Genomic DNA, 20,836 nt, shown 5'->3' on the forward strand with positions numbered 1-20,836 from the left:
AACGGTCATGAACAAACTTACCATGGTAGTCGCAGGACTGTTAATTTTTTCTGCAAGCGTACTGGCGGTGGAACAAGCCGGCCCAAAACAGACCCATGCGGCGGTGTTGCCATATACAGCAGAGCAAACCGCACAAACCTTCACTAAGACCGTGCACGGCGGCGTCCAGCATGTCGTGGCTAAGGCCGCCGACAATATGCAGGTCGTCAAAGCCATTCAAGCACATTTATTTAAAACTGCCGGCGATTTTAGAACAGGCGATTTTTCCGTGACCGAACGCCTGCATGGCGCGGATATGCCGGGTCTGGCGCAATTGAAAAAAGCCGAGCCGGGCGATATTAGGTTTGACTACAAATCTCTGGATAATGGCGGTCAAATTCATTATTCCAGCGAATATCCGCAGTATGTGCAGGCTTTGCATGAATGGTTCGATGCGCAGGCCAGCGAACACGGGAATGCTCCGGTACCCGGACACAATCAACATCATCTGACGCCCGCCGAATAAACCGAACGCTACGCATTCGCCGGCAACGGATGCGTAGCGTTCTTGACTTGGCTTAATCGACAGGGTTGTCGATGGTTTCCAAAATAAACGCAATCTCATCGCTATCGGATGCCGCGCGTAATTAGCACAAATCCGGCGATTACGCTCGTGTCGCAACGAGCGAACTTTTCCATATAATGCCGCTGATCGATGGAATCGGCCGATTGTTGCTGATCGCGATTGGCCGTGTTCCAATTATAAATATGGCAGAATTAAGCCGGGCGATGGCTCTTGATGTTAGGCCTAATTGGCATCGGTAAAGTATTTAATTAGCAGGAGAAACTTTTTGAAACAATCTTTTTATGATCTAAATTATTCTGATTTGGAGGCGATTATAAGTCAGAATAATTTAAATCACTCTGCAGCGGCAGTTCTTTTTAATTGGCATTATAAGAAAAAAGAACATACTCAATGCCAGGATAAAATTGCTAAATGCTCATTGGCCTTTATAGAAGATAGTTTCGACTTTTCTCTACCTGAAATTGATGTGGTTCATGAGTCGAAAAATGATCGCACAGTAAAGTTTCTTTTTAAGCTGAAAGACAATCATAAAGTAGAAACTGTCCTTATTCCGTTTAATAATAAATATTCAATTTGTCTTTCATCGCAAGTCGGCTGTGCCATGAATTGTTCATTTTGCTTTACCGGCGAACAAGGGCTCAAAAGAAATTTGACTACCAGTGAAATTGTTGGCCAGTTTCTGCAAGCTTGGCGTTGGTTAGCAAGCAATAGGCCTGGAGAAGAGCGGATTTTAAATATTGTTTTTATGGGGCAAGGCGAACCGTTACATAATTTTGATGCGGTTAAAAAAGCCTGTGAAATTTTTTTATCGCAACATGGTACTTCAATCGGCGTTCAAAAAATCGCAATTTCAACGGCTGGTTATATTCCGGGTCTGAAAAGATGGAGCCAGGAAATTCCTGGTGTGAATCTGGCCTTATCGCTGCATTCACCCTTTGCGGAAAAGAGAAATGAGCTTATTCCCATTAATAAAAAATATCCGCTAGAAGAGGTGTTGACCTATATTGACAAGATACCTTTAAATAAAAAGCAATTCATTACTTATGAATATATTTTGATAAACGACTTTAATGATTATCTCGATGATGCTAAAGAATTAGGAGCAATGCTGGCGGGTAAGAGTGCTTATATAAACTTAATTCCTTTTAACTCGTTCCCAGGATCACGTTATGAGCGTCCGGGTTTGGATAAAATTGAAAAGTTTAAAGACGTTTTAGATACTTACAAAATCCCGACTTTAATAAGAATGGCTAAAGGCGATGATGTGTTAGCCGCATGTGGACAGCTCAATTCTAAAAATTAAAACGCTATCAAGATCGGTAAATGGATAATCAGGGTCTGTTTTCAGTTTGTTGCGGTGCCATTGTCGTTTACGATGCTGTTGGCACGAAGGCGCTGAGCAATAGGTTTACAGTGGAACTTGTGGACGTGGTTGAAAAGAATGGCCGCAAGCGGGGCATTGTTTAATCGCCATTGAAGGCTCCCTACGCAAAAATGCGTATTGAGCGCAATCAAATGAATTAAAAAATGAAATAAGGCTTGGCTTGATTGAATTTTGCTGATGTCGTGGCTTTACGGCAGTTATGCTTATAACTTTGCGAGCTTTGACTAGAATCGTCCGCGGATTCCACAAACGGCTGATAATGATCCCGTATCAAATAACGCACACTGACATGGAATCAGTGATGATTATTAGATTCAAAAGTAGGGTAGGAAGTAGGGTGGAAAAAATTAAAGCCTTGATAAGTCATTATTTATCAAGGCTTTAACTATATATTATGGCGGAGAGCTAGGGATTCGAACCCCAGGAAGGGATAAACCTTCAACGGTTTTCAAGACCGCCGCTTTCGACCGCTCAGCCAGCTCTCCAACAGCCGCGTATTATTACAGAAAATATTTTAAAATCCAGCGTTTTTTGCCTATTCAATTTAAAATGGCAGTCCAATGCAGTCGTTTTTAGCGCCTAAGTGTTTGTTAGTGATTGCCAAATCGGCGCGGATGTTGGTGCAAATGTGCCTCGATTCCGGGTGCGAAGTGGTGGCTATCGATTGCTTTACCGATAGCGATACGCAGCAGATGACAAAGCAGACTTACCAAGTGGCATCGCTGGCGTGGGACGATATTAGAGCTGCGGTGGAAGCTGCTTGGCGGGATTACGGCTTAACTCATTTGCTATATGGCAGTGGCTTGGAAAGGTACCCGGAAACCCTGCTGAATCTCGAAAAGCATTGGCAGGTCATTGGCAATTCGGCCGGTACTTTTCAACGTATCCAGGATAAACATGATTTCTTCGCCCGGCTTGATTCCTTGTCAATTCCTCATCCGGAAGTTGTTTTCACCCAGCCTGACGATGATCTTGATTGGTTGTTAAAGCCCTGGCGCGGCGAAGGGGGCATGGGAATAAGGCGCTGTGGCAGCAGCGCCGATGCTGCCGGCGGCTATTGGCAGCGCTATATTGAAGGCCGATCATTGTCGGTGTTGTTTGTCGCTAGTCGGGATAGAGTTGAACTGATCGGCTTTAACGAACAGTGGACTGTAAAGTCGGATTGTGAACAATCGTTCGTGTTTGCCGGGATAGCCAGTCATGCTGAGGTTTCAGTGTCGATTCAGACCGAGATTGCCGATTGGATTGGCAGGCTTGTGGATACCTACGAGTTGCGCGGCTTAAATTGCATGGATTTTATGCTGCACGACGGCCAATGTTATGTTTTAGAGGTCAATGCGCGGATTTCCGCCAGTGCGCAACTTTATGGTAAATCGCTGCTATTGCCACATCTGCAAGCCTGTGAAAACCGCCTAGTCGATAGTGTCGAATTATTGAGCGAGCCAAGTGCTTATCAGATTGTTTACTCGCAAAAAAATGTGACGATTCCCGAGCGACTGGAATGGCCGATATGGGCGGTGGATAGGCCCAATCCCGGCGCAATTGTTGGTAAAGGCGAGCCAATATGCAGTATTATGGCCACCGGAAAAAACTCGGGGCAGGTGCGCGAAACGCTGCATCGCCAACAATGCATACTTGCAAATCTTTTGGAAAAAGGTCTTTAAAAATCATGCAATACCAGGCAAGCGTCAATAAATTTTCCCAGCCCTTGGTTCAACAACTGCTGGATAACGCCGATAAATTACGGTTGGGTATCGAAAAGCTGGAAAACGGCTGCACCATTATCGATGCGGGTATCAAGGTGCCGGGCGGTCTGGAAGCCGGGCGGATTATCACCGAAATCTGCATGGGCGGTTTGGGCACTGCGACGATTTCGCAAAGCTCCTACACTGCAAACTGGCCGCTGACCATTAACATACATGCCAGCAACCCGGTGTTGTCTTGCCTGGGTAGCCAATATGCCGGCTGGAGTTTGTCGCACGGTAAATATTATGCCTTGGGTTCCGGACCGGCGCGGGCGTTGGCAACCAAGTTGAAAGACGGCTCGGTTGAGCCGGTGGAAGAGCTTTATAAAGAGCTGGAATACCGCGATAGTGCCGCGCAAACCGCGTTGGTGATCGAAAATGACGCCTTGCCACCCGCGGAAATTATCGAGAAAGTGGCGGCAGCTTGCGGTGTATCGCCGGCCAATTTGACCATCATTGTCACACCGACCAGCAGTTTGGCCGGCGGCGTACAAGTCGTCGGACGGGTATTGGAAGTGGCGATGCACAAAGCCCACGCGCTACACTTTCCTTTGGAAAACATTGTTGACGGTTCCGGTAGTGCGCCGATTTGTCCTCCGCACCCGAATTTCGTTAAAGCGATGGGGCGTACCAACGATGCGATTTTATTTGCCGGCCAGGTACATTTGTTTGTCAAAGGCAGCGACGAAGCGGCTGAAAAATTGGCCAAGGAACTGCCAAGCTCCACATCGAAAGATTACGGCAAACCGTTTGCCGATATTTTTAAAGCCTACGAATACGATTTCTTCAAAGTGGATGCGATGTTGTTCAGCCCGGCCAGCGTAATCGTCACTGCGGTCGAATCCGGCAAAAGTTTCCGCGCCGGCAAACTGGATAATGCTTTACTCGATCTTTCGTTCGGGGCTTAATCTGCTCTAACGCTCTTCGACAGCTAGGTGGGCTTTGCAATGCAAAGTCCACCTAGCTTGTATCGTTAACTTCATTCGTAACACATACCCTTGCGCCGAATTGCAATTATTACCGACGATCCCGGTTGGCATGGCAAGCAGCTGTGCTTGGCTTTTGCCGAGCGCGGTTACGCAGCCGAATATGTCTCACTAACTGCCTGCAAATTGCAATTAACCGTGGTTGATCTACCTATCGTTATCCCTGGTTTTGCAGAAGTACTACCGGCGGCGGTCTTCGTGCGCGGTGTGCCCGGCGGTTCGTTGGAAGAAGTGGTGTTTTATCTGGATGTTTTGCACGCCTTAAAACTACTGGGTGTGCCGGTTTATAACGACGCCAGCGCAATTGAGCGTAGCGTGGATAAGGGCATGACCAGTTTTTTATTGCAGTATGCCGGTTTGCCGACTGCGCTGACCTGGGTGCTACGAGATCGTGATGAAGCCCTGGCGATTGCCGAGCAAGAGTTACGGCAAGGGCGTTATCTAATCAGTAAGCCCTTGTTTGGCTCGCAAGGCGAGGGTATTCGCCGTATCGAGAAATCCACCGACTTACTATGGTTGACCAGCAGTCGCGGCATTTATTATTTGCAGCGTTTTGTCGAATGCACGGGCGAAGGTTACTCGGATGTGCGCGTGTTTGTGATTAACGGCCAGGCAGTTGCCGGCATGCGTCGGCGCGGTATTTCCTGGTTGAATAATGTAGCCCGAGGTGCTTCTTGCGAATGTATCGAACTTGAAGCGGATTTAGCAGGGCTGGCGATTGCCGCAGTCACTGCGTTAAAAATGGATTATGCCGGCGTGGATGTCATTCAGGATGCCGAAGGTGGTTATCGGATAATCGAAGTAAACAGTGTGCCCGCCTGGAAAGGCTTGCAAAGCGTCTGTGACATTAACATCGCCGAATGCCTAGTGGCCGATTTGCTTGATCGCTACTGCGGTCAGGACCAAGTATGCTGAGCAGGCAGCAGTTGATAGAGGTTTATTTGCAAGCTTGCGAAATAGAGCTGCAAGCTTTCAAGCCCGGTAATGTCAGCGTTTATAGTGCCGCGGATGATATGACGGTCGAGGACTTTCGGCTTAGCGCACGGGTTAGTAGCGAGCCGATTACCAATCCGCAATACAGCTTGGGTGAAAAAGTTTATTACGCGGTTAAAGCCACGCGTGAGGCGGTCGCCTGCAATACCAATTTAGGCATTATTTTACTGTGCGCGCCCTTGTTACAGGTGCTTGCTAGCCTGAATAAGGGTGAAAACTTGCGCGAGGGCTTACAGCAACTGCTAGAAAGTACTACTCGCGAGGACGCCGACTGGGTTTTCAAGGCGGTGACCTTGGCCGCGCCAGCTGGCCTAGGCGAATCGACGCAACACGATGTACAAAAACCTGCTGATGTGACGCTGATCGAGGCCATGATTTTTGCCGCTAACAAGGACAGAATCGCGCTGCAATACGCAACAATATTTAAAGACGTTTTTGATTTGGGCGTTTTACGATATAATCGTGCTTTCGTTTTGTCTGGCGATTGTGGGTGGGCTGCGTTAGCGGTTTTTGCTGCTATGTTGGCTCAGTTTCCCGATAGTCATATTGAACGGAAGTATGGAGAGCGGTATTCAGAGTGGATCAAGGCTGAAATGGAAGAGCTCGATAGAGCGATGAACACAGTCTATGAGCCTGAAGAGCTTTTGCCAGTATTGTATGATCTGGACAAAGCTTTTAAGGCACAAAGAATCAATCCGGGTACAACAGCTGACATAACTGTAGCGACGGTACTGGTGGTGCTTCTGGAACAACTGATCAGTCAGGAAATGGTTGGTCGGTTATAGAGGGATCTAGCAGAAACTACAATTTCAAGACATAAACGTGTCTATTTTTTGGTTCAATCTTATCTTAAGGGGATAATTTAAAATGGCAAAAATCAATAACCTGCGTGTTGGCGAATCTTTGGTTGGTGAAGGCAATGAAATTGCTCATATCGATTTGATCATTGGCCCACGCGGCTCAGCAGCTGAAACTGCTTTCGCAAACGCTTTGACAAACAACAAAGATGGTTTTTCTACTCTGTTGGCTGTCGTTGCTCCTAACCTGTTGGTTAAACCTGCAACTATCCTGTTCAACAAAGTAACCATCAAAGGTGCTAAACAAGCTGTGCAAATGTTTGGACCAGCTCAACGCGCTGTTGCTATGGCTGTTGCTGATTCCGTTGAAGACGGCACTATCCCAGCTGACGAAGCTGACGATTTGTTCATTTCTGTTGGTGTTTTCATCCACTGGTTGGCTGAAGATGATGCAAAAATCGAAGAATTCAACTACAAAGCAACCAAAGAAGCTTTGGCTCGCGCTGTTGCTGGCACTCCAACTGCGAAAGAAGTTGTTGCTGCTAAATCTGGTGCAAAACACCCATTTGCTGCTAACAACGTATAAGTTTTTAGCGACATAGGCTGTTGAAAATACCCCGGCTTGCCGGGGTATTTTTTTGCCTAAAATTTTTTCAGTATGGCGGTGTCGATATTGCCGTTATGCAAGGCGCTGGCTAACAACACAGCGGCAATCCCGATGGCTTTCAGTCGCGTCAGATCGTTAATATCCCGAACTCCGCCTGCTGCGACGATCTGTTTATCCGGATGTGCGTAGCAAAGCTTGTTTAGTTTTTCAAAGTCAGGGCCCTTATTGCTACCGACCAAATCCAAGGTCATCACCACAACGGTTCTCGGCCATAGTCCAGGACTTTCCAGCCAACGCGGATGCCCTAAAGCGTGGTTATGTTTAAAGTCCAGCGACAGGATTAGATCGGCCGTTTTTAAAGAGACGGGCAGCCGTTGCGATTCGGTGCCGATGACCGGTTTACAGTTGCGGGGCCGAGTGGCCTTAGAAAGGGCTTGATGGCTGTTGCCAGTATCTACCCAAAATTCTATGTTTGGATACTGATTGAGCAAGCCGTCTATGACCTTGTTGTGATTGCCCTTGCCATCAATGGCGTCAAGGTCGGCAATATAAAATGTTTGAAATGGATACAGCGTTAAAAAACTGGTCACGACGTCGGTAATCTCGCTGTTGTTACATATTGACGAGGTGTGATGCACGGGTTGATAACGACTGCGGTCACCGCCCGCGGCAAGGACCACGAAGCCGCCTTTTAAATCAATGACTGGAATAATCTGCATAGGTCAAGCGAGTTTTAGAATTGAGAATTCTGGTATTTGAATATATTACCGGCGGCGGTCTGGCTGGGCAGATATTGCCGGCGTCTCTGGCAGCGGAAGGCGGCATGATGTTACAGGCTTTAATCGCCGAACTGAAGTGTCTGGACGATATTCAGCTTTGCGTACCGCTGGATGCGCGTTGTAAGAAGCCGGCCTTGCTGTCGGAGCACGAAATAGTAACGTTAAGTCCGGATGCTGATATTGACAGCGTGTTGGCGGATTTGCTGAATGAAGTCGAGCTGTTTTGGCCGATCGCGCCGGAAAGTGACGGCATTTTGCAAGGTTTGGCCGAGCTGGCGGCCGAGGCGAATGTTGAGGTTTTATTATCTAATCCGGCGACATTGGCAATCTGCACCAACAAGTATGCTAGCTACCAAGTGCTGATAAAATCGACCGTTCCGGTTGTGGAAACGCGTTTGCTTAGTGATGGTGTTGCCGGGTTAGACGGAAATATTGTTATAAAAATAGCCGATGGCGTTGGCTGCATGGATAGTTTTGTACTTTGTAACGAAGAGCTGCCGGCTAAGCTTGTCGAATTAAGCGAGCCGCATCGCTATGTATTGCAAGCTTATATCTGCGGTCAGGCCGCCAGTTTGTCCGGCTTGTTTAAGCATGGTCAGGCTTGGCTTATCTGCTACAACCATCAGCAAATCGTTTTGGAACAGGGTCAATTCAGCTTGCAAGGTTGTTTAGTCAATGTGAAAACCGATAAGCTGGATTTTTATCGAAATCTGATAAAAGAAATTGCCAAAGTACTGCCGGACTTGTGGGGCTATGTGGGTATCGATATTATCGAGCATGCCGAACAAGGTCCGTTGCTGCTGGAAATCAATCCGCGTTTGACCAGCTCTTACGTAGGTATCCAGCAAGCGACCGGCATTAACGTGGCCGAGCAGGTGTTACGCTTGCGACACGCCGAGCCGGTTTTGCAGGCTAGTCGAAATGAAACGGTTCAGATCAGCATCAAATAAAAGGCACAATGAATAAGCAGATCGCAGGTTGGGATATTGGCGGCGCGCACGTCAAGTTAGCATTGCTGGATGAATCCGGCCACATCCAGGCAGTTGCGCAGCAAGCGTGTCCGCTATGGAAGGGTGTGGATCACCTGCAACGCACGCTGGCCGATTTGGCCGGTCAATTTAAGCTGCAAGATCGTCTACACGCCGTGACGATGACCGGCGAACTGGTGGATTGTTTTTCCAGTCGGGAGCAAGGTGTCACTGCTATCGTTCAGGCGGTTTGCGAGCATTTTAGCGCCGGGCAGGTATCGGTATTTGCCGGTCTGCGCGGTTTTTTGCCGGTCGCGCAAATTAAGCCGATCGATAGCATGGATATCGCCTCGGCTAACTGGTTGGCCAGCCTGGTATTGGTAGCAAAACAACTGCCAAATACCTTGTTCGTGGACATAGGCAGCACCACAACCGATATTTTGTTGGTCGAGAATTATCAACTCAATGTGCAAGGATTTACCGATTATCAGCGTTTGGTATCCGGGGAATTGGTGTATACCGGCATTATCCGTACCGCGGTAATGGCGATTGCCCAAGAAGCGGAATTCAACGGCCAACAAATGGGCTTGATGGCCGAATATTTCGCGACGATGGCCGATGTGTATCGGGTGACCGGCGACTTGAACGAAGCGCACGATCAGAGCGACACTGCCGATGGCGCGGAAAAGTCCGTGATGGCTAGCGCCCGCCGCTTATCGCGGTTGACCGGTTACGAATTCAACGAGAGCGATCACGCACTTTGGCTGGCATTTGCCAGTCACTTAAAAGCCAAGCAAAAACACAAAATTAGTCAGGCTTGTGTCAGGCAATTGCAGCGGGCGCAGACGCGCTCGGCAATTAAATTGGTCGGTGCCGGTGTCGGCCGCTTCTTAGCTAGGGACATTGCTGCGGATTTAGGCGTTGATTATCTGGACTTTACGGATTTGCTACCATCAAGCACCAAAGCCGAGGCTATCGACGCCGCCGACTGTGCACCGGCCGTTGCTGTTGCTTATCTTGCCGGTGGGTTTGGTTAAAGCCGGCGGCTGGGTTAAAATCCACGAAATGCAAATCATGTCCTTGCGGCACATTCCGGCCGTTTATTAGCAGCCCTTAATGCCTTTAGCCTTACCCACCAAACAATCGCTGCCTTATTTTCAAGACAGTTCGCCCTTATTTGCCCCCTTGGCACAGCAGCCTTGGGCGGTATTTCTGGATAGTGCGCAGCCGCATAGCAAACAAGATAGATTCGATATCATCGCTTACGCGCCGATAGCGACCCTGCAAACTCGCGGTAATATCACCCGCATCGAACGCGACGGCCTGGTTACCGAGAGTCACGCCGATCCTTTTGAGTTATTGAAGCAGCAGTTAGGACGGCCGGTAGCCAGTGTAGATGGCTTGCCATTCAACGGTGGCGCAATCGGTTACTTTGCTTACGATCTTGCCAGACGTATAGAGCGACTGCCGGCCATGGCCAGCAATACGGAACAGCTGGCGGAGATGGCCGTGGGTATTTACCGTTGGGCGGTGATTGTCGATCACCAGCGTCGGCAAAGTTGGTTGGTCAGTGTTGATCTGCCGGAAAGCGAGCAGCAAAGACTAATCGCCGAATTCAGCGCGATTACGACACCGGCAGAAACAGCGGATTTTAAAGTGCTGCAAGCCCCGCGCGCCAATATGGACAGAGCGGCTTATGCCACGGCTTTTCAACGGATCAAGCACTATTTGAAAGAGGGCGATTGCTATCAGATCAATTTGACCCAGCGTTTCGAGAGTCCGTGTGAAGGCGAGCCGTGGCAAGCTTATCAGGTGCTAAGGCAGATTAATGCCGCGCCATTCAGCGCCTATCTGAATTTTCCGGATGTGCAGGTATTGAGTTCTTCGCCGGAAAGGTTTTTAAAAGTCACCGACGGTGCAGTGGAAACTAAACCCATCAAAGGGACTCGTCCGCGCCGAAGTGATTGGGAAGAAGATCAGGCGCAGATAGAAGACCTGGTGTCCAGCACCAAGGACCGGGCCGAGAATGTCATGATCGTCGACCTGCTACGTAACGATTTAGGTAAGAGCTGTAAAAAGGGTTCTGTGTGGGTGCCGAGTTTGTTCTCCGTTGAAAGCTATACCACCGTGCATCACTTGGTCAGCACCGTGACGGGTCAACTAGCGGAAGGCCAGCATGCCATCGATTTATTGCGCAGTTGTTTTCCGGGCGGCTCGATTACCGGCGCGCCGAAGATTCGGGCAATGGAAATCATCGAAGAACTGGAACCACATAGACGCGGCATTTATTGCGGCGCGATCGGTTACATTGGCTTTGACGGCAATATGGACACCAATATCGCCATCCGCACCTTGGTGCACAACCACGGCACCATCCGTTTTTGGGCCGGCGGCGGCATCGTCAACGACTCAGTGCTGGACGAGGAATATCAGGAATGTTTCGATAAGGCCGCGGCCTTATTGCAGTTACTCAAGCAGTTTGGCGCATGACTTGCGTGATCAAGTTGGGCGGCAGTTTGCTGGAAACGGCAGTCTTACCCGCTTGCTTGGCGGCGATTGAACACCGCAGCGGCCCAATCGTCATCGTGCCCGGCGGCGGGCTGTTTGCCGAACAGGTGCGCGTCGCGCAAAGCCAGTGGCATTTCGACGATGTCGCCGCGCATCGGATGGCGATTTTGGCGATGCAGCAAATGGCGTTGTTGATGCATAGCTTAAAGCCCGAGTTTGCTATTGTCGGTGATACCGGGAGTTTACATCCCGCAGGGCAAGTCAAACCGGTGCTGATTTGGTCGCCGCAAGTCGAGCAATTGGATAAAGCCGGCATTGCCAATAGTTGGGATATTACCTCTGATAGTTTGGCGGCTTGGTTGGCCGGCCGCATCGAAGCAGATGAGCTAATCATTGTGAAATCGGCGCAGATTCCGGAGCAAGCTAATTTTCCGGACTTACAGCAACAAGGTATCCTTGATGCTGCTTTCCAGCGCTTCACCTTCCAGGCTAATTACCAAATAACCGTGATCAACAAAGACCGCTTCCTGTCCCACCATGATTAATTTCATTAAAGCCATACTGAACAAGCGTTTGCGCAAGGCTTATTATCAAAGCCGGGAATCCTTGCTGGGTCATCAAAAGCGCGACATCGTCGTCATGCAAGTCGGGCAGGCGTGCGAGAGCTTGAAGGAAAGCCGGGATCAATTTGTCGATGCCTTGGATAAATTCAAAAGCATTGTCAATTTACCGGATAGTTCCCTGGAACAACGCTATCAGCAACTAAAGCGCCGTTACGATTTATGTAAGGGGAAAGCCGATCAAGTCAGTCACAGAATTCAGGCGGTGGAAGAGATTAGCGAAGCTTTATTTGCGGAATGGGAAGCCGAGCTGGCTTTATACAGCAACCGGGCCCTGAAGGCGCGTAGTCAGCAGCAGTTGAAAAAATCCCGGCAGCAATACGCTCGCTTGTTAAAAGCCTTGCAGACTGCGGAAACCCGAATGCATCCGGTATTGGCGGCGTTTCAGGATCAGGTTTTGTTTTTAAAGCACAACTTGAACGCGCATGCGATTGCGGCATTGCGGCATGAGTTTATGGAAATTGGTGTGGATATTTCGAGATTGATCGAGGTGATGGAGAAGACCATCAGCGAGGCCAGTCAGTTTGTCGCGGTTCTAGTGGAACAGAAACAGCTGCCGGCCCCCGTGCGTCAATAAATTACATGGAGTGCATTTGGTAATCGACCCGTGCTGGCGGCGTTTTGTCACGTTGGTCAGGGGTTTTCTTACGGTTTTGATCAATACGCTCTTGCGAGTATTGGGAAATCATTTGGTCCCAATTGCTGTATTTTTCGTAGTCTTTGCTGCCGGAAGCTTTACGTTTGGCAAATAACTCTTTGCCCGCCTCCACCAATTGTTCAGGTGTCTTGCCATCGATAGCGTCTAAAAACTCCTTGTTATTGCGGATTTCATCGCGTAAGGTCCAGAAAGACACTTCAAACTCGATGCGTTGGTCTAGCGGCAATTTTTCCTTGATTTGACTGATTGATCGATTGACGGTTTTTAAACTGCTGCCGTTGATTTGATTGCTTTTATTGCAACCAGCCAAAAGTGCACAGGTTAAAAAAACCAAAACAGTTGACGCTTTTTTCATGATGCAGCCCCCCAGTGGCTAAATAAACAAACCCGAATTTTGTATTTATAATGGTTGCAACGCGGGTTACCAAACAAACCAAATTACTCGGTAATTAAAAACACAAGCTTACCACATGCTGGAATTTATCCAACTTCTCAAACAGCGTTACCAAACTGTGCTACGGCAGCTGGATAAAAAAAATCCCCAGTATATGGATTATCAGCAACGTATCGAACAATTGTTATACGGCGAAGCCTTCATTCGCAAAGGCGACTTGCTGGACGGCAACCCCGGTTTTCCGCTGCAAATTGCCGTAATCGGGCCGACGCAGGCCGGTAAAAGTTCTGTGGTCAATCTGCTGTTAAATGCCAATGCCGCGGGAGTGAGTCCGCTGGCCGGTTACACCGTGCAGGCCCAGGGTTTTTGCCATGCCCTGACACCGGACGACTGCGACGGGATGCAACATTATTTTGGTCGCTTTCAATATCTGGAACAAACTGAATTGCGGCCAGGAAGATACGATTGCTATTCATTGAGTCCAAGCGCGGGCGCCTCTGCGTTGTTGCCGGCTTGCGTTTGCTGGGATACCCCGGATTTCGATTCAATAGATGCCGCCGATTATCGGGAAGGTGTGATTCGCACCATCGCGCTGGCCGACATCGTGGTATTGGTGGTCAGCAAAGAGAAATACGCCGATCAATCGGTGTGGGAAATGATGAAAGCCATCGAGATTTTCCAACAACCGACTCTGGTTTGCGTAAACAAACTCAACGAAGGCAGCGAGCCGGTGATACTGGATTCCTTGCGGCAAAAATGGATGCAGAGCCGTCAGGACCCTTTGCCTACCGTGGTGCCTTTATTATTCCAAAAACTACCGGCAGTGCCGAGCTGGCCGCAGTCGGCTAAGCATGCATTCTCTGATCTGGCGAAAAAAGTCACCCGTCACAAACATGCCGCTCGCCAGCAGCAATTACTCAGCCGCTATTGGTTGGACTGGCTGCAACCGGTGTTTGCCGAACACCACGCCCAGCACCATTGGCAAACTTTGGTCGATCAAGCGCTGGCGCAAGCAGTAAAGGAGTACCAACGCGATTATCTCAACCATCCGTATCATTACGAAACCTTTCAAAACGCCTTGTTAAATCTGCTGACGTTGCTGGAAATCCCCGGCATCGCTAAAGCGCTAGGCAAGACCCGACGGGCGATGACTTGGCCGTTTCGTAAATTATTTGCATTGGGTAGCGGTAATGCTGCTATCAATCCGAATCAGGAGCTTAGTGTGCTGAATCAGCTAGGCGAGCATCTCTTGATTCAAATTGCTGACCGCTTGCTGGAGAAGACCGAAACCGAGCCGGCCGATAGTCGCTGGTGGAAAGAAGTCGCGATGGCGCTCAGACAGAAACGCGTCGATTTATTGCAGGTTTATCGACAGGCGGTGACGGATTATCACAGCGATTTTCAGCAGGATGTGGAAGCTTCCGCTCAGCGCTTGTATTTAAAGCTACAAGAGCAACCGCTGGTTTTGAACAGCCTGCGTGCCACCCGTATCACCACCGACGCCGGCGCCTTATTGCTGGCGATTCAGGCCGGCGGCATCGGCGTCCACGATTTGGTGCTCACGCCATTGATGCTGACCATTACTTCCTTGCTGGCTGAAAGTGCTATTGGCAGCTATATGCATAAGGTCGAAGCCGAATTAAAACAGCATCAACTCAACACTGTGAAAACCGCGCTGTTCGAGGCCTGCCTGAAACAACGGCTGTATTTGCTACCGCAAGGTGTGCAATCGCCCACTCGTTTTAATATTTCCGAACAACAATGCCACGTCGCGGAACAGACGCTGAAAGAGAAGAAACATGGCTTACGATTACTCTGAATTGCTGGCCGAAGCTCGGCAATGGGCCGAATCCGCGCACGCCGAAGGCCGCTTGAGTGCGGAACAGGCGCAATTGTTGACCACAATAGATACGCGCAGCACGGAAAGCCTATTTGCCGCGAGTCCAACCGATTCGGATGCCAGGCCCTTGATCGTCGCCTTCATGGGCGGGACCGGCGTAGGTAAAAGCAGCTTGCTTAATCGCTTGGCAGGGCAGGCGATTGCCAAAGCCGGGATCGAGCGGCCGACCTCACGGGAAGTGACCTTGTATCACCACCAAAGTCTGGCTATCAACAAATTGCCGGCCGGGCTGCCCTTGGACAGCATCAAGATCAGCCAGCACAACGATGCAGCAAACAGCCATATCGTCTGGATTGACATGCCGGATTTCGACAGTGTTGAACTCAGCAACAAACGCCTAGTGCTGGAGTGGCTGCCGCATATTGACGTATTGCTTTATGTCGTCAGCCCCGAGCGCTACCGCGACAATAAAGCCTGGCAATTGCTATTGGCGGAAGGTGCGAAACACGCTTGGCTATTCGTGATGAACCAATGGGATCGCGGCCAGCCGGTGCAATACGACGATTTTAAACGGCAGTTGGGTAAGGCCGGTTTTACCGATCCCTTAATCTTTCGCACCAGTTGTAGCGAGGCGGGTAGCGATGAATTTGCCGTATTGCTGGAGCAGTTGCGGCAACTCTCCGGCCGGCACAGTGTCGCCCAACTGGAACAGCGTGGTGAGCAATTACGCCGGCAGCACTTAAAGCAGACCTTGCAACAACTGGCCGAGGATTTTTCCGCGCAAGACTACGGGCAATTACAGCAGAACTTCGATGCACTATGGCAGCATACCGAAGCCAGCTTGCAACACGGTCTGGCCTGGCCGATCAAACAACTCGCGCAATTTTGGGCGGAGAACCTGGGCCAAGCAGCCGACATCAAATTGTGGGACGACTGGGCGCAGAATCGCCTGAACGATTTGCTGGACGAATTGGTGTTGCAAGCCGCGCAAGCCAATATTCCCGGCAAGCCCTTGAAGAACGCGTTACAAAATGTGCGCGAGCACACCGGCAAAAATCTCACTGCCCAATCCGAATTGGCTGGCCGACAGGCTTTATTGCAGCCCGGCAACAGCGCTCAGCGTTTTATGCTGAGATTTACGGCGATCTGCGAAACGGTCTTGCCTCTGGCGGCGATGGGCGCAGTGGGCTATCAAGTATTCTCCGGCTACTACCACAGCGCCGCCGACGCCACTGCCACTGCTTATTTAGGTACTGACTTTGCGGTGCATAGCGTATTGCTGATTGGCCTAAGCTGGCTTATTCCGTTTTTCCTGCACAAAAAAATCCAGCCATCCTTGCAGAAAGCGGCGTTGAAAGGCTTACAGAAAGGTTTACAGCAGGTTTTGGCGGAGTTGAGAGCGGAAATCAAACAGGCTTTAAAGGCCGAACAACAACACAATGAATTGCTGCAACAGCAATTACAAGCAATGCTGGCCAAATGCAGCGTCGAGCCGGTCGTGGCTATAGAACAGGGGAGCTTGTTGGGTAGAGTTTTGTTGGCGGATTGAAACGTTGCGTGGCGGCTTGTAGCTGGTTTGGATAACGCCCAAGAAAATTTCGCCAACGTTTCAGTTCCGAACCAGAACGTTGGCGTTATTTTGTCCAATGCTCAAGCTCCGAGCTGCAATGATCGAGTAAATTTTCTTGAATCATCGAGCTCAGAGCTCGAATGCCCGAGAAACCCCCTGAATTTCTATAAATTTGGATTTGGAACGGGATAAAGGATCGCGATAATCCAGATTAATCTGGCTAAAGACTTTAACGCAATCGGCCACTCAAGGTTTGCCAGTTTTTTATTCTGGGTAGGATGGGTTTATGATGGTTATCAACGATGATGGCTTGCTATGTTGTGATGGTGTTTGGGTTTTTAGTTGGGTATTTGGCGGATTGTCGCTGAGCTCCGAATCCGCCATAAAGGCACTTTAAGGTGTTTTTTATTTTACTAGTTAAGCAATATCTCGAGCCGTTCTAGCTCAATGATGGTCCGGTTAGTTTGAAGTTTCAACGTCAATCGGGCTAATTTGAGAATAAACACAAAAGGAAATTACTCCATTAAAAATGCTCGACATCATATTTTTAAAGCGCATCCCCCTAACGCATAGCTAACAAAATCCTATCCTCTATTTGAGCGAGTATTGTTTTTGAGCTTTCTGCTACCAAGATGTTACCTTGTTGGTTAACCACGGTTTTGCCATCCGCCAAAGTCACTCGTTCGGTTCCGTCCTCGTTTACTTGATAACGTACTGAGACCAGATAGCCGTCGGTTCCTTTTGTGGCCAGAAGCTTGCCGGTTGCCGCGTGACCGATCCGGGTAATGCCCTCTTTGTCAAAACTTAAGGTCGTTAAAATTTGAAAACGATTTATGTCTGCGTCTGGATCACTAAAGAGATCGACTACCTGATATTTCTGGTAACTGTAATCAATGGCGCCTTCGCCTTGAGCGCCGTCACCCGTCTTGCCATGCCGAATATTGCTATCGCCATCCGCTGTCTGGCCTAACAAGCCATGAGGCGGCACATTATCGGTTAAGACGCCTGACGGTTGGATTTGAATGCGTTCATCAAGCGAATCATCAGTTTGAGCGGTAAACTTTAGTTTATATTCCGGTGTTTCAATTTTTAATACGTGGGCATCATAAGCAACGGTAGCCTTTTTGCCTTGCATTGTGACTGTTTTTATTTCTGATTCTTTAACCATCTTTCCGTCAAGCATTGGTGCCGAATTTGTGGAGTATTGGATCTGGTGAATTTCTCCAAAATCGTCTAGAAGTTTGATTCCCACTGCGCCAACCATCGTCGCACCTGAAACGTTAGAGCTTTTATATAAATTATTGACCTGAATTTGTTTATCACTAAGGATATTAAATACCTTTCCGGCTTGGCCCATGACGTCAAAGTCTCTTTCAAGCGGATTTTTCGATGGATTCGTCAGGTCGATATAATGCGGATCACCCCAGACACCGCCACCGTTATCCCCTCCACCATTATCCCCGCCGCCGCCATAACCACCACTCCCGTAATCTACGCTTACAGTTGCGGCATATGTATCTCCTGAATCTTCAGTCATCGTAACTTCTAGCGAAGAAAGATCATTGCTCTCGGTCGCTGTTGCGACACTTATGTTTTCAGTCTCTGCAAGTTGGCGAACACCAGTTCCGAAAGCCTCTGCACTAAGGGTATTCTTCAATGTTTCAATTTGTTCCATACTATCAAGAGCTTGCGATAGGGTCGTGTAATCTTGCACATCCATACTCAAATCAGCTGCTAATCTAGCGAGTGTGTCTGCCGCATTAATATTGGCTTCAGCTGCGTCGATCAATTTTGATAGTTCAGCTCTATCATAATCAGAATAGGGCTGCGGAGTTTGCTGAATTTGATTCATTATCCTGTTTGCTTCTTGTACATAGTTGTCCTGGGCTACATCAATTAATTGATAGCGAACTTGATTGGTATTGGTAACGCCCGCCGGATCGATTGTTCCGAATGCCAACGCAGTCCCAGCTGGCGTTAATGTGCAAATTGATACAGCAAGAAGACTAAATTTTAGGGTAGAAACAAAAAACCTTTCCGTTTTTGGCTTGATTAAATACTGACTATTCATGAAGAACACTCCGTAACGGTGAAATTGAATTTAAAATTGCGCTTGGTGTGTACCTCGACCCGCAGTGCATTTGGCTGATTGAAGCAAGTTGTTCATTTTCACGTTGAGGTTTGCTGTAAATTGCGTAAAAAACAAATGCCGTGAGCAACTTAGGAATAAGTTATATCAATATTTTTAGTCTAACGCACGAAATAAGGCTAAAGTATATTTTATAAATAATCATCTGGCCCCCAAGTAAAATCAGTAAGTCCCAACAAGCCAAATATGCACACTTTTTGGGGGCTGTTTTAATTCCAGCGACGAAACTTTTATTATTTATGATCGAGGTTCCAATGACTGACTATTTTGGACTGAAACATGCCGAAGTCTTCAGTTTCCTGGTTTTGGTATAGCTCTTGCTGAGTAGCTAACCGAGCCTTGAAATGGTGGGGAATTTAAGTATTTCCTGTCGTCTTCATAACATTGCTCAAGCTCGAATGTTCGATGGCCGACAGCCGCTCGGTGGAATGAGTGGCCTGGCGATTTTAAGCGAATGTCCGCATAACAAATTTCAAGAGGATTAGACCATGGCTGAATTTTTTATTGAGATAAGTGCCCAGGAAACCGGCGAACATCTGGTTCACAAATCGAGTTGCTCGGTGTTGCCGGCCAAGGATGCGATTTACTACCTGGGATCGATCAGCAATGTGGTAAGTGCAGCGAAGAAAGCCAGCGAGCGATTCACCAAACCTACGGCATGTCCGCAGTGTTCGCCGGTGTAATCGGGTCGATGCAACGCCTTATTGCACGTTGAATAGTCTTTGACGGGCGGATTGCCGGCCAGTAATCCGCCCGTTACTGCGTTACGGGTTAACGGTTTCGCTATCGATAACCGCCGCCGACCGCTGTTCGCCCTTGCCAATTTCCAGTAAATCCCAGAACAGCAAACCGCCACCTGCCGCGGTCATCAAACCGAATACCATCCGCCAAATCATTGCTTGCATGAACCAAGGGTGGTTTTGTGCGGCAAAATAGCCGGCCCAGGTGGAGCCTTCCACCGCCCGTTCGATAAAGGATTGTTCGTAGCCAGCGATCAACAAGGCCACTGTCATGCCCATCACGCCCAAGTTCAGCAAAATCGCCGCGGCTTTCCATCGCCAGCCATTGGCCAAGTCGCCGCCCATCCAGACGTTACCGCGCGCGTGCTGCGCGGCCAGATAGAAGAAAGCGATATTGATCGTCGCATAAGCACCAAAGAAGGCTAAATGACCGTGCGAAGCGGACCATTGGGTGCCGTGGGTATAGAGATTGATTTGCGGTAGCGTGTGCATGAAGCCCCACACGCCGGCGCCCAGAAAGTTACCGAAGGCGTGGGCAATGATCCAGGCCAGGGCAGGGTGGTTACTGTTTTTAAATTTATGCGCGCCGGCATCGTAAATCGAATGCACCACCATCGCAACCAAGGGAATCGGTTCCAGCGCGGAGAAGAAGCCGCCGATGGTAAACCAGTACTCCGGCGTGCCGATCCAGAAATAATGATGGCCCAAGCCTAAAATGCCGGAACCGAACATCAAGGCGACTTCGATATACAGCCACGTTTGCACGACTTTGCGGCGCACACCCAGCAACTTCATCAAGCTCCAGGCCATGATGCAGCCCACCAGCACTTCCCAGGTCGCTTCCACCCAGAGATGGATCACCCACCACCACCAGTATTGATCGACGGAAATGTTGGTGACATAAAACATGCCGGCCAGGTACAAGCCGGCCAAGGCCACCAAATCCAGCGTCAACACACCGGCAATCCCCGACCATTTACCCTTGGCAAAGGTTGCCGCAACGTTGTAAAAGAAGGTCAGCATTACCACGACGATGCCGATGTCGGCCCAGCGCGGCGCTTCGATGTACTCGCGGCCCTCGTTGATCAGCCACAATGATGTGTCGGTGCCGCTGCCGATTTGAATCAGCAGGTAAACCAGAACCACGATGGTAACGGCGCCGGTCAACACCCAAAACGCCAGTTGCCCCCATTTTAAACCGACAATTTCGACGCCGCTTTCGTCTTCCAGAAACCAGTACACCGAGCCAAGGAAGCCATATAGCATCCATACCACCATGGCGTTGATATGCACCATGCGGTTAACGTTGAAATCGAGGATTTCGTATAAGAAGCTAGGGAAGATGAACTGTAATCCGGCCAATAGGCCGAATAGCAGTTGCGCCATGAACAGCACCATTGCCACTGTAAAATAATGCACCGCTAGTTTTTGGCCGCCGCTCAAATGCGGATTGGCCATTAAGCCAGCGTGTTTTTGTTTGCTGCCGGCCCAGCAGGCGGCGGCTTTTTCTTGATAGGCTTGTAGGGTCATGGT

19 protein-coding genes and 1 tRNA gene are annotated in these 20,836 nt (G+C 49.2%); 15 read left to right on the forward strand and 5 right to left on the reverse strand.

Features of this window, described 5'->3' with window-relative positions:
* Positions 1-7 precede the first annotated feature (7 nt).
* Both EBA_RS08230 and rlmN read left to right on the forward strand, forming a co-directional pair.
* The gene (locus EBA_RS08230) at positions 8-505 is read left to right on the forward strand and encodes an aspartate carbamoyltransferase (RefSeq protein WP_192374201.1); all 498 of its coding nucleotides are present in this window, start codon (positions 8-10) and stop codon (positions 503-505) included.
* A 325-nt stretch (positions 506-830) separates the two neighbouring features.
* Complete coding sequence (gene rlmN, locus EBA_RS08235) at positions 831-1,868, forward strand: 23S rRNA (adenine(2503)-C(2))-methyltransferase RlmN (RefSeq protein WP_192374202.1); 1,038 nt, start codon at positions 831-833, stop codon at positions 1,866-1,868.
* A 476-nt stretch (positions 1,869-2,344) separates the two neighbouring features.
* On the opposite strand, the gene EBA_RS08240 is transcribed toward rlmN, so the two are convergent.
* A tRNA-Ser gene (locus EBA_RS08240) sits at positions 2,345-2,434 on the reverse strand.
* A 75-nt stretch (positions 2,435-2,509) separates the two neighbouring features.
* Here EBA_RS08240 and EBA_RS08245 point away from each other — a divergent pair.
* From EBA_RS08245 to fae, 5 genes are all read left to right on the forward strand, one after another.
* Positions 2,510-3,613, forward strand: coding sequence for an ATP-grasp domain-containing protein (locus EBA_RS08245; protein WP_192374203.1), 1,104 nt, complete (start codon positions 2,510-2,512; stop codon positions 3,611-3,613).
* A 5-nt stretch (positions 3,614-3,618) separates the two neighbouring features.
* Positions 3,619-4,602 carry a methenyltetrahydromethanopterin cyclohydrolase gene (gene mch / locus EBA_RS08250; RefSeq protein WP_192374204.1) on the forward strand — a complete coding sequence of 328 codons (984 nt, stop codon included), beginning with the start codon at positions 3,619-3,621 and terminating at the stop codon, positions 4,600-4,602.
* Positions 4,603-4,692: 90 nt separating this feature from the next.
* On the forward strand, positions 4,693-5,595 hold the full coding sequence (locus EBA_RS08255) for an ATP-grasp domain-containing protein (protein WP_192374205.1): 903 nt from the start codon (positions 4,693-4,695) through the stop codon (positions 5,593-5,595).
* Positions 5,589-6,458, forward strand: coding sequence for a triphosphoribosyl-dephospho-CoA synthase (locus EBA_RS08260; RefSeq protein ID WP_192374206.1), 870 nt, complete (start codon positions 5,589-5,591; stop codon positions 6,456-6,458). Before EBA_RS08255 ends, EBA_RS08260 begins: the two co-directional genes overlap by 7 nt.
* Positions 6,459-6,540: 82 nt before the next feature.
* A complete protein-coding gene (gene fae, locus EBA_RS08265) occupies positions 6,541-7,056 on the forward strand; it encodes a formaldehyde-activating enzyme (RefSeq protein WP_192374207.1) in 516 nt (171 codons plus the stop codon).
* Positions 7,057-7,112: 56 nt separating this feature from the next.
* Here fae and EBA_RS08270 read toward each other — a convergent pair whose 3' ends face one another.
* Positions 7,113-7,796 carry a HisA/HisF-related TIM barrel protein gene (locus tag EBA_RS08270; protein ID WP_192374208.1) on the reverse strand — a complete coding sequence of 228 codons (684 nt, stop codon included), beginning with the start codon at positions 7,794-7,796 and terminating at the stop codon, positions 7,113-7,115.
* Positions 7,797-7,816: 20 nt separating this feature from the next.
* Here EBA_RS08270 and EBA_RS08275 point away from each other — a divergent pair, with 20 nt between their 5' ends.
* The 5 genes from EBA_RS08275 to EBA_RS08295 all read left to right on the forward strand — a co-directional run bounded on the left by EBA_RS08275 (position 7,817) and on the right by EBA_RS08295 (position 12,529).
* Positions 7,817-8,806: an ATP-grasp domain-containing protein gene (locus EBA_RS08275; RefSeq protein WP_192374210.1), complete on the forward strand. Its 990-nt coding sequence runs from the start codon at positions 7,817-7,819 to the stop codon at positions 8,804-8,806.
* Positions 8,807-8,814: 8 nt separating this feature from the next.
* Positions 8,815-9,861, forward strand: a complete 1,047-nt coding sequence (locus EBA_RS08280) for a hydantoinase/oxoprolinase family protein (RefSeq protein WP_192374212.1) — start codon at positions 8,815-8,817, stop codon at positions 9,859-9,861.
* A 79-nt stretch (positions 9,862-9,940) separates the two neighbouring features.
* Positions 9,941-11,314 (forward strand): aminodeoxychorismate synthase component I, encoded by a 1,374-nt coding sequence (gene pabB / locus EBA_RS08285; RefSeq protein WP_192374214.1) that lies wholly within the window; start codon positions 9,941-9,943, stop codon positions 11,312-11,314.
* Complete coding sequence (locus EBA_RS08290; protein WP_192374216.1) at positions 11,311-11,877, forward strand: amino acid kinase family protein; 567 nt, start codon at positions 11,311-11,313, stop codon at positions 11,875-11,877. Before pabB ends, EBA_RS08290 begins: the two co-directional genes overlap by 4 nt.
* Complete coding sequence (locus EBA_RS08295) at positions 11,870-12,529, forward strand: DUF2959 domain-containing protein (protein ID WP_192374218.1); 660 nt, start codon at positions 11,870-11,872, stop codon at positions 12,527-12,529. The genes EBA_RS08290 and EBA_RS08295 overlap by 8 nt, the downstream gene beginning before the upstream one ends.
* A gap of 1 nt (position 12,530) precedes the next feature.
* Here the strand turns inward: EBA_RS08295 and EBA_RS08300 are convergent, their stop codons facing one another.
* Complete coding sequence (locus EBA_RS08300) at positions 12,531-12,965, reverse strand: DUF6694 family lipoprotein (protein WP_192374220.1); 435 nt, start codon at positions 12,963-12,965, stop codon at positions 12,531-12,533.
* A 115-nt stretch (positions 12,966-13,080) separates the two neighbouring features.
* Here EBA_RS08300 and EBA_RS08305 point away from each other — a divergent pair, with 115 nt between their 5' ends.
* Complete coding sequence (locus EBA_RS08305; RefSeq protein WP_192374222.1) at positions 13,081-14,823, forward strand: GTPase; 1,743 nt, start codon at positions 13,081-13,083, stop codon at positions 14,821-14,823.
* Positions 14,804-16,393, forward strand: coding sequence for a GTPase (locus tag EBA_RS08310; RefSeq protein WP_192374224.1), 1,590 nt, complete (start codon positions 14,804-14,806; stop codon positions 16,391-16,393). Before EBA_RS08305 ends, EBA_RS08310 begins: the two co-directional genes overlap by 20 nt.
* Positions 16,394-16,976: 583 nt before the next feature.
* Here EBA_RS08310 and EBA_RS08315 read toward each other — a convergent pair.
* On the reverse strand, positions 16,977-18,485 hold the full coding sequence (locus EBA_RS08315; protein ID WP_192374226.1) for a hypothetical protein: 1,509 nt from the start codon (positions 18,483-18,485) through the stop codon (positions 16,977-16,979).
* A 566-nt stretch (positions 18,486-19,051) separates the two neighbouring features.
* Here EBA_RS08315 and EBA_RS08320 point away from each other — a divergent pair.
* On the forward strand, positions 19,052-19,246 hold the full coding sequence (locus EBA_RS08320; RefSeq protein ID WP_192374228.1) for a hypothetical protein: 195 nt from the start codon (positions 19,052-19,054) through the stop codon (positions 19,244-19,246).
* A gap of 81 nt (positions 19,247-19,327) precedes the next feature.
* On the opposite strand, the gene EBA_RS08325 is transcribed toward EBA_RS08320, so the two are convergent.
* Positions 19,328-20,833: a cbb3-type cytochrome c oxidase subunit I gene (locus EBA_RS08325; protein WP_192374230.1), complete on the reverse strand. Its 1,506-nt coding sequence runs from the start codon at positions 20,831-20,833 to the stop codon at positions 19,328-19,330.
* Positions 20,834-20,836 lie beyond the last annotated feature (3 nt).

Source organism: Methylomonas albis (assembly GCF_014850955.1).
GTDB lineage: Bacteria > Pseudomonadota > Gammaproteobacteria > Methylococcales > Methylomonadaceae > Methylomonas > Methylomonas albis.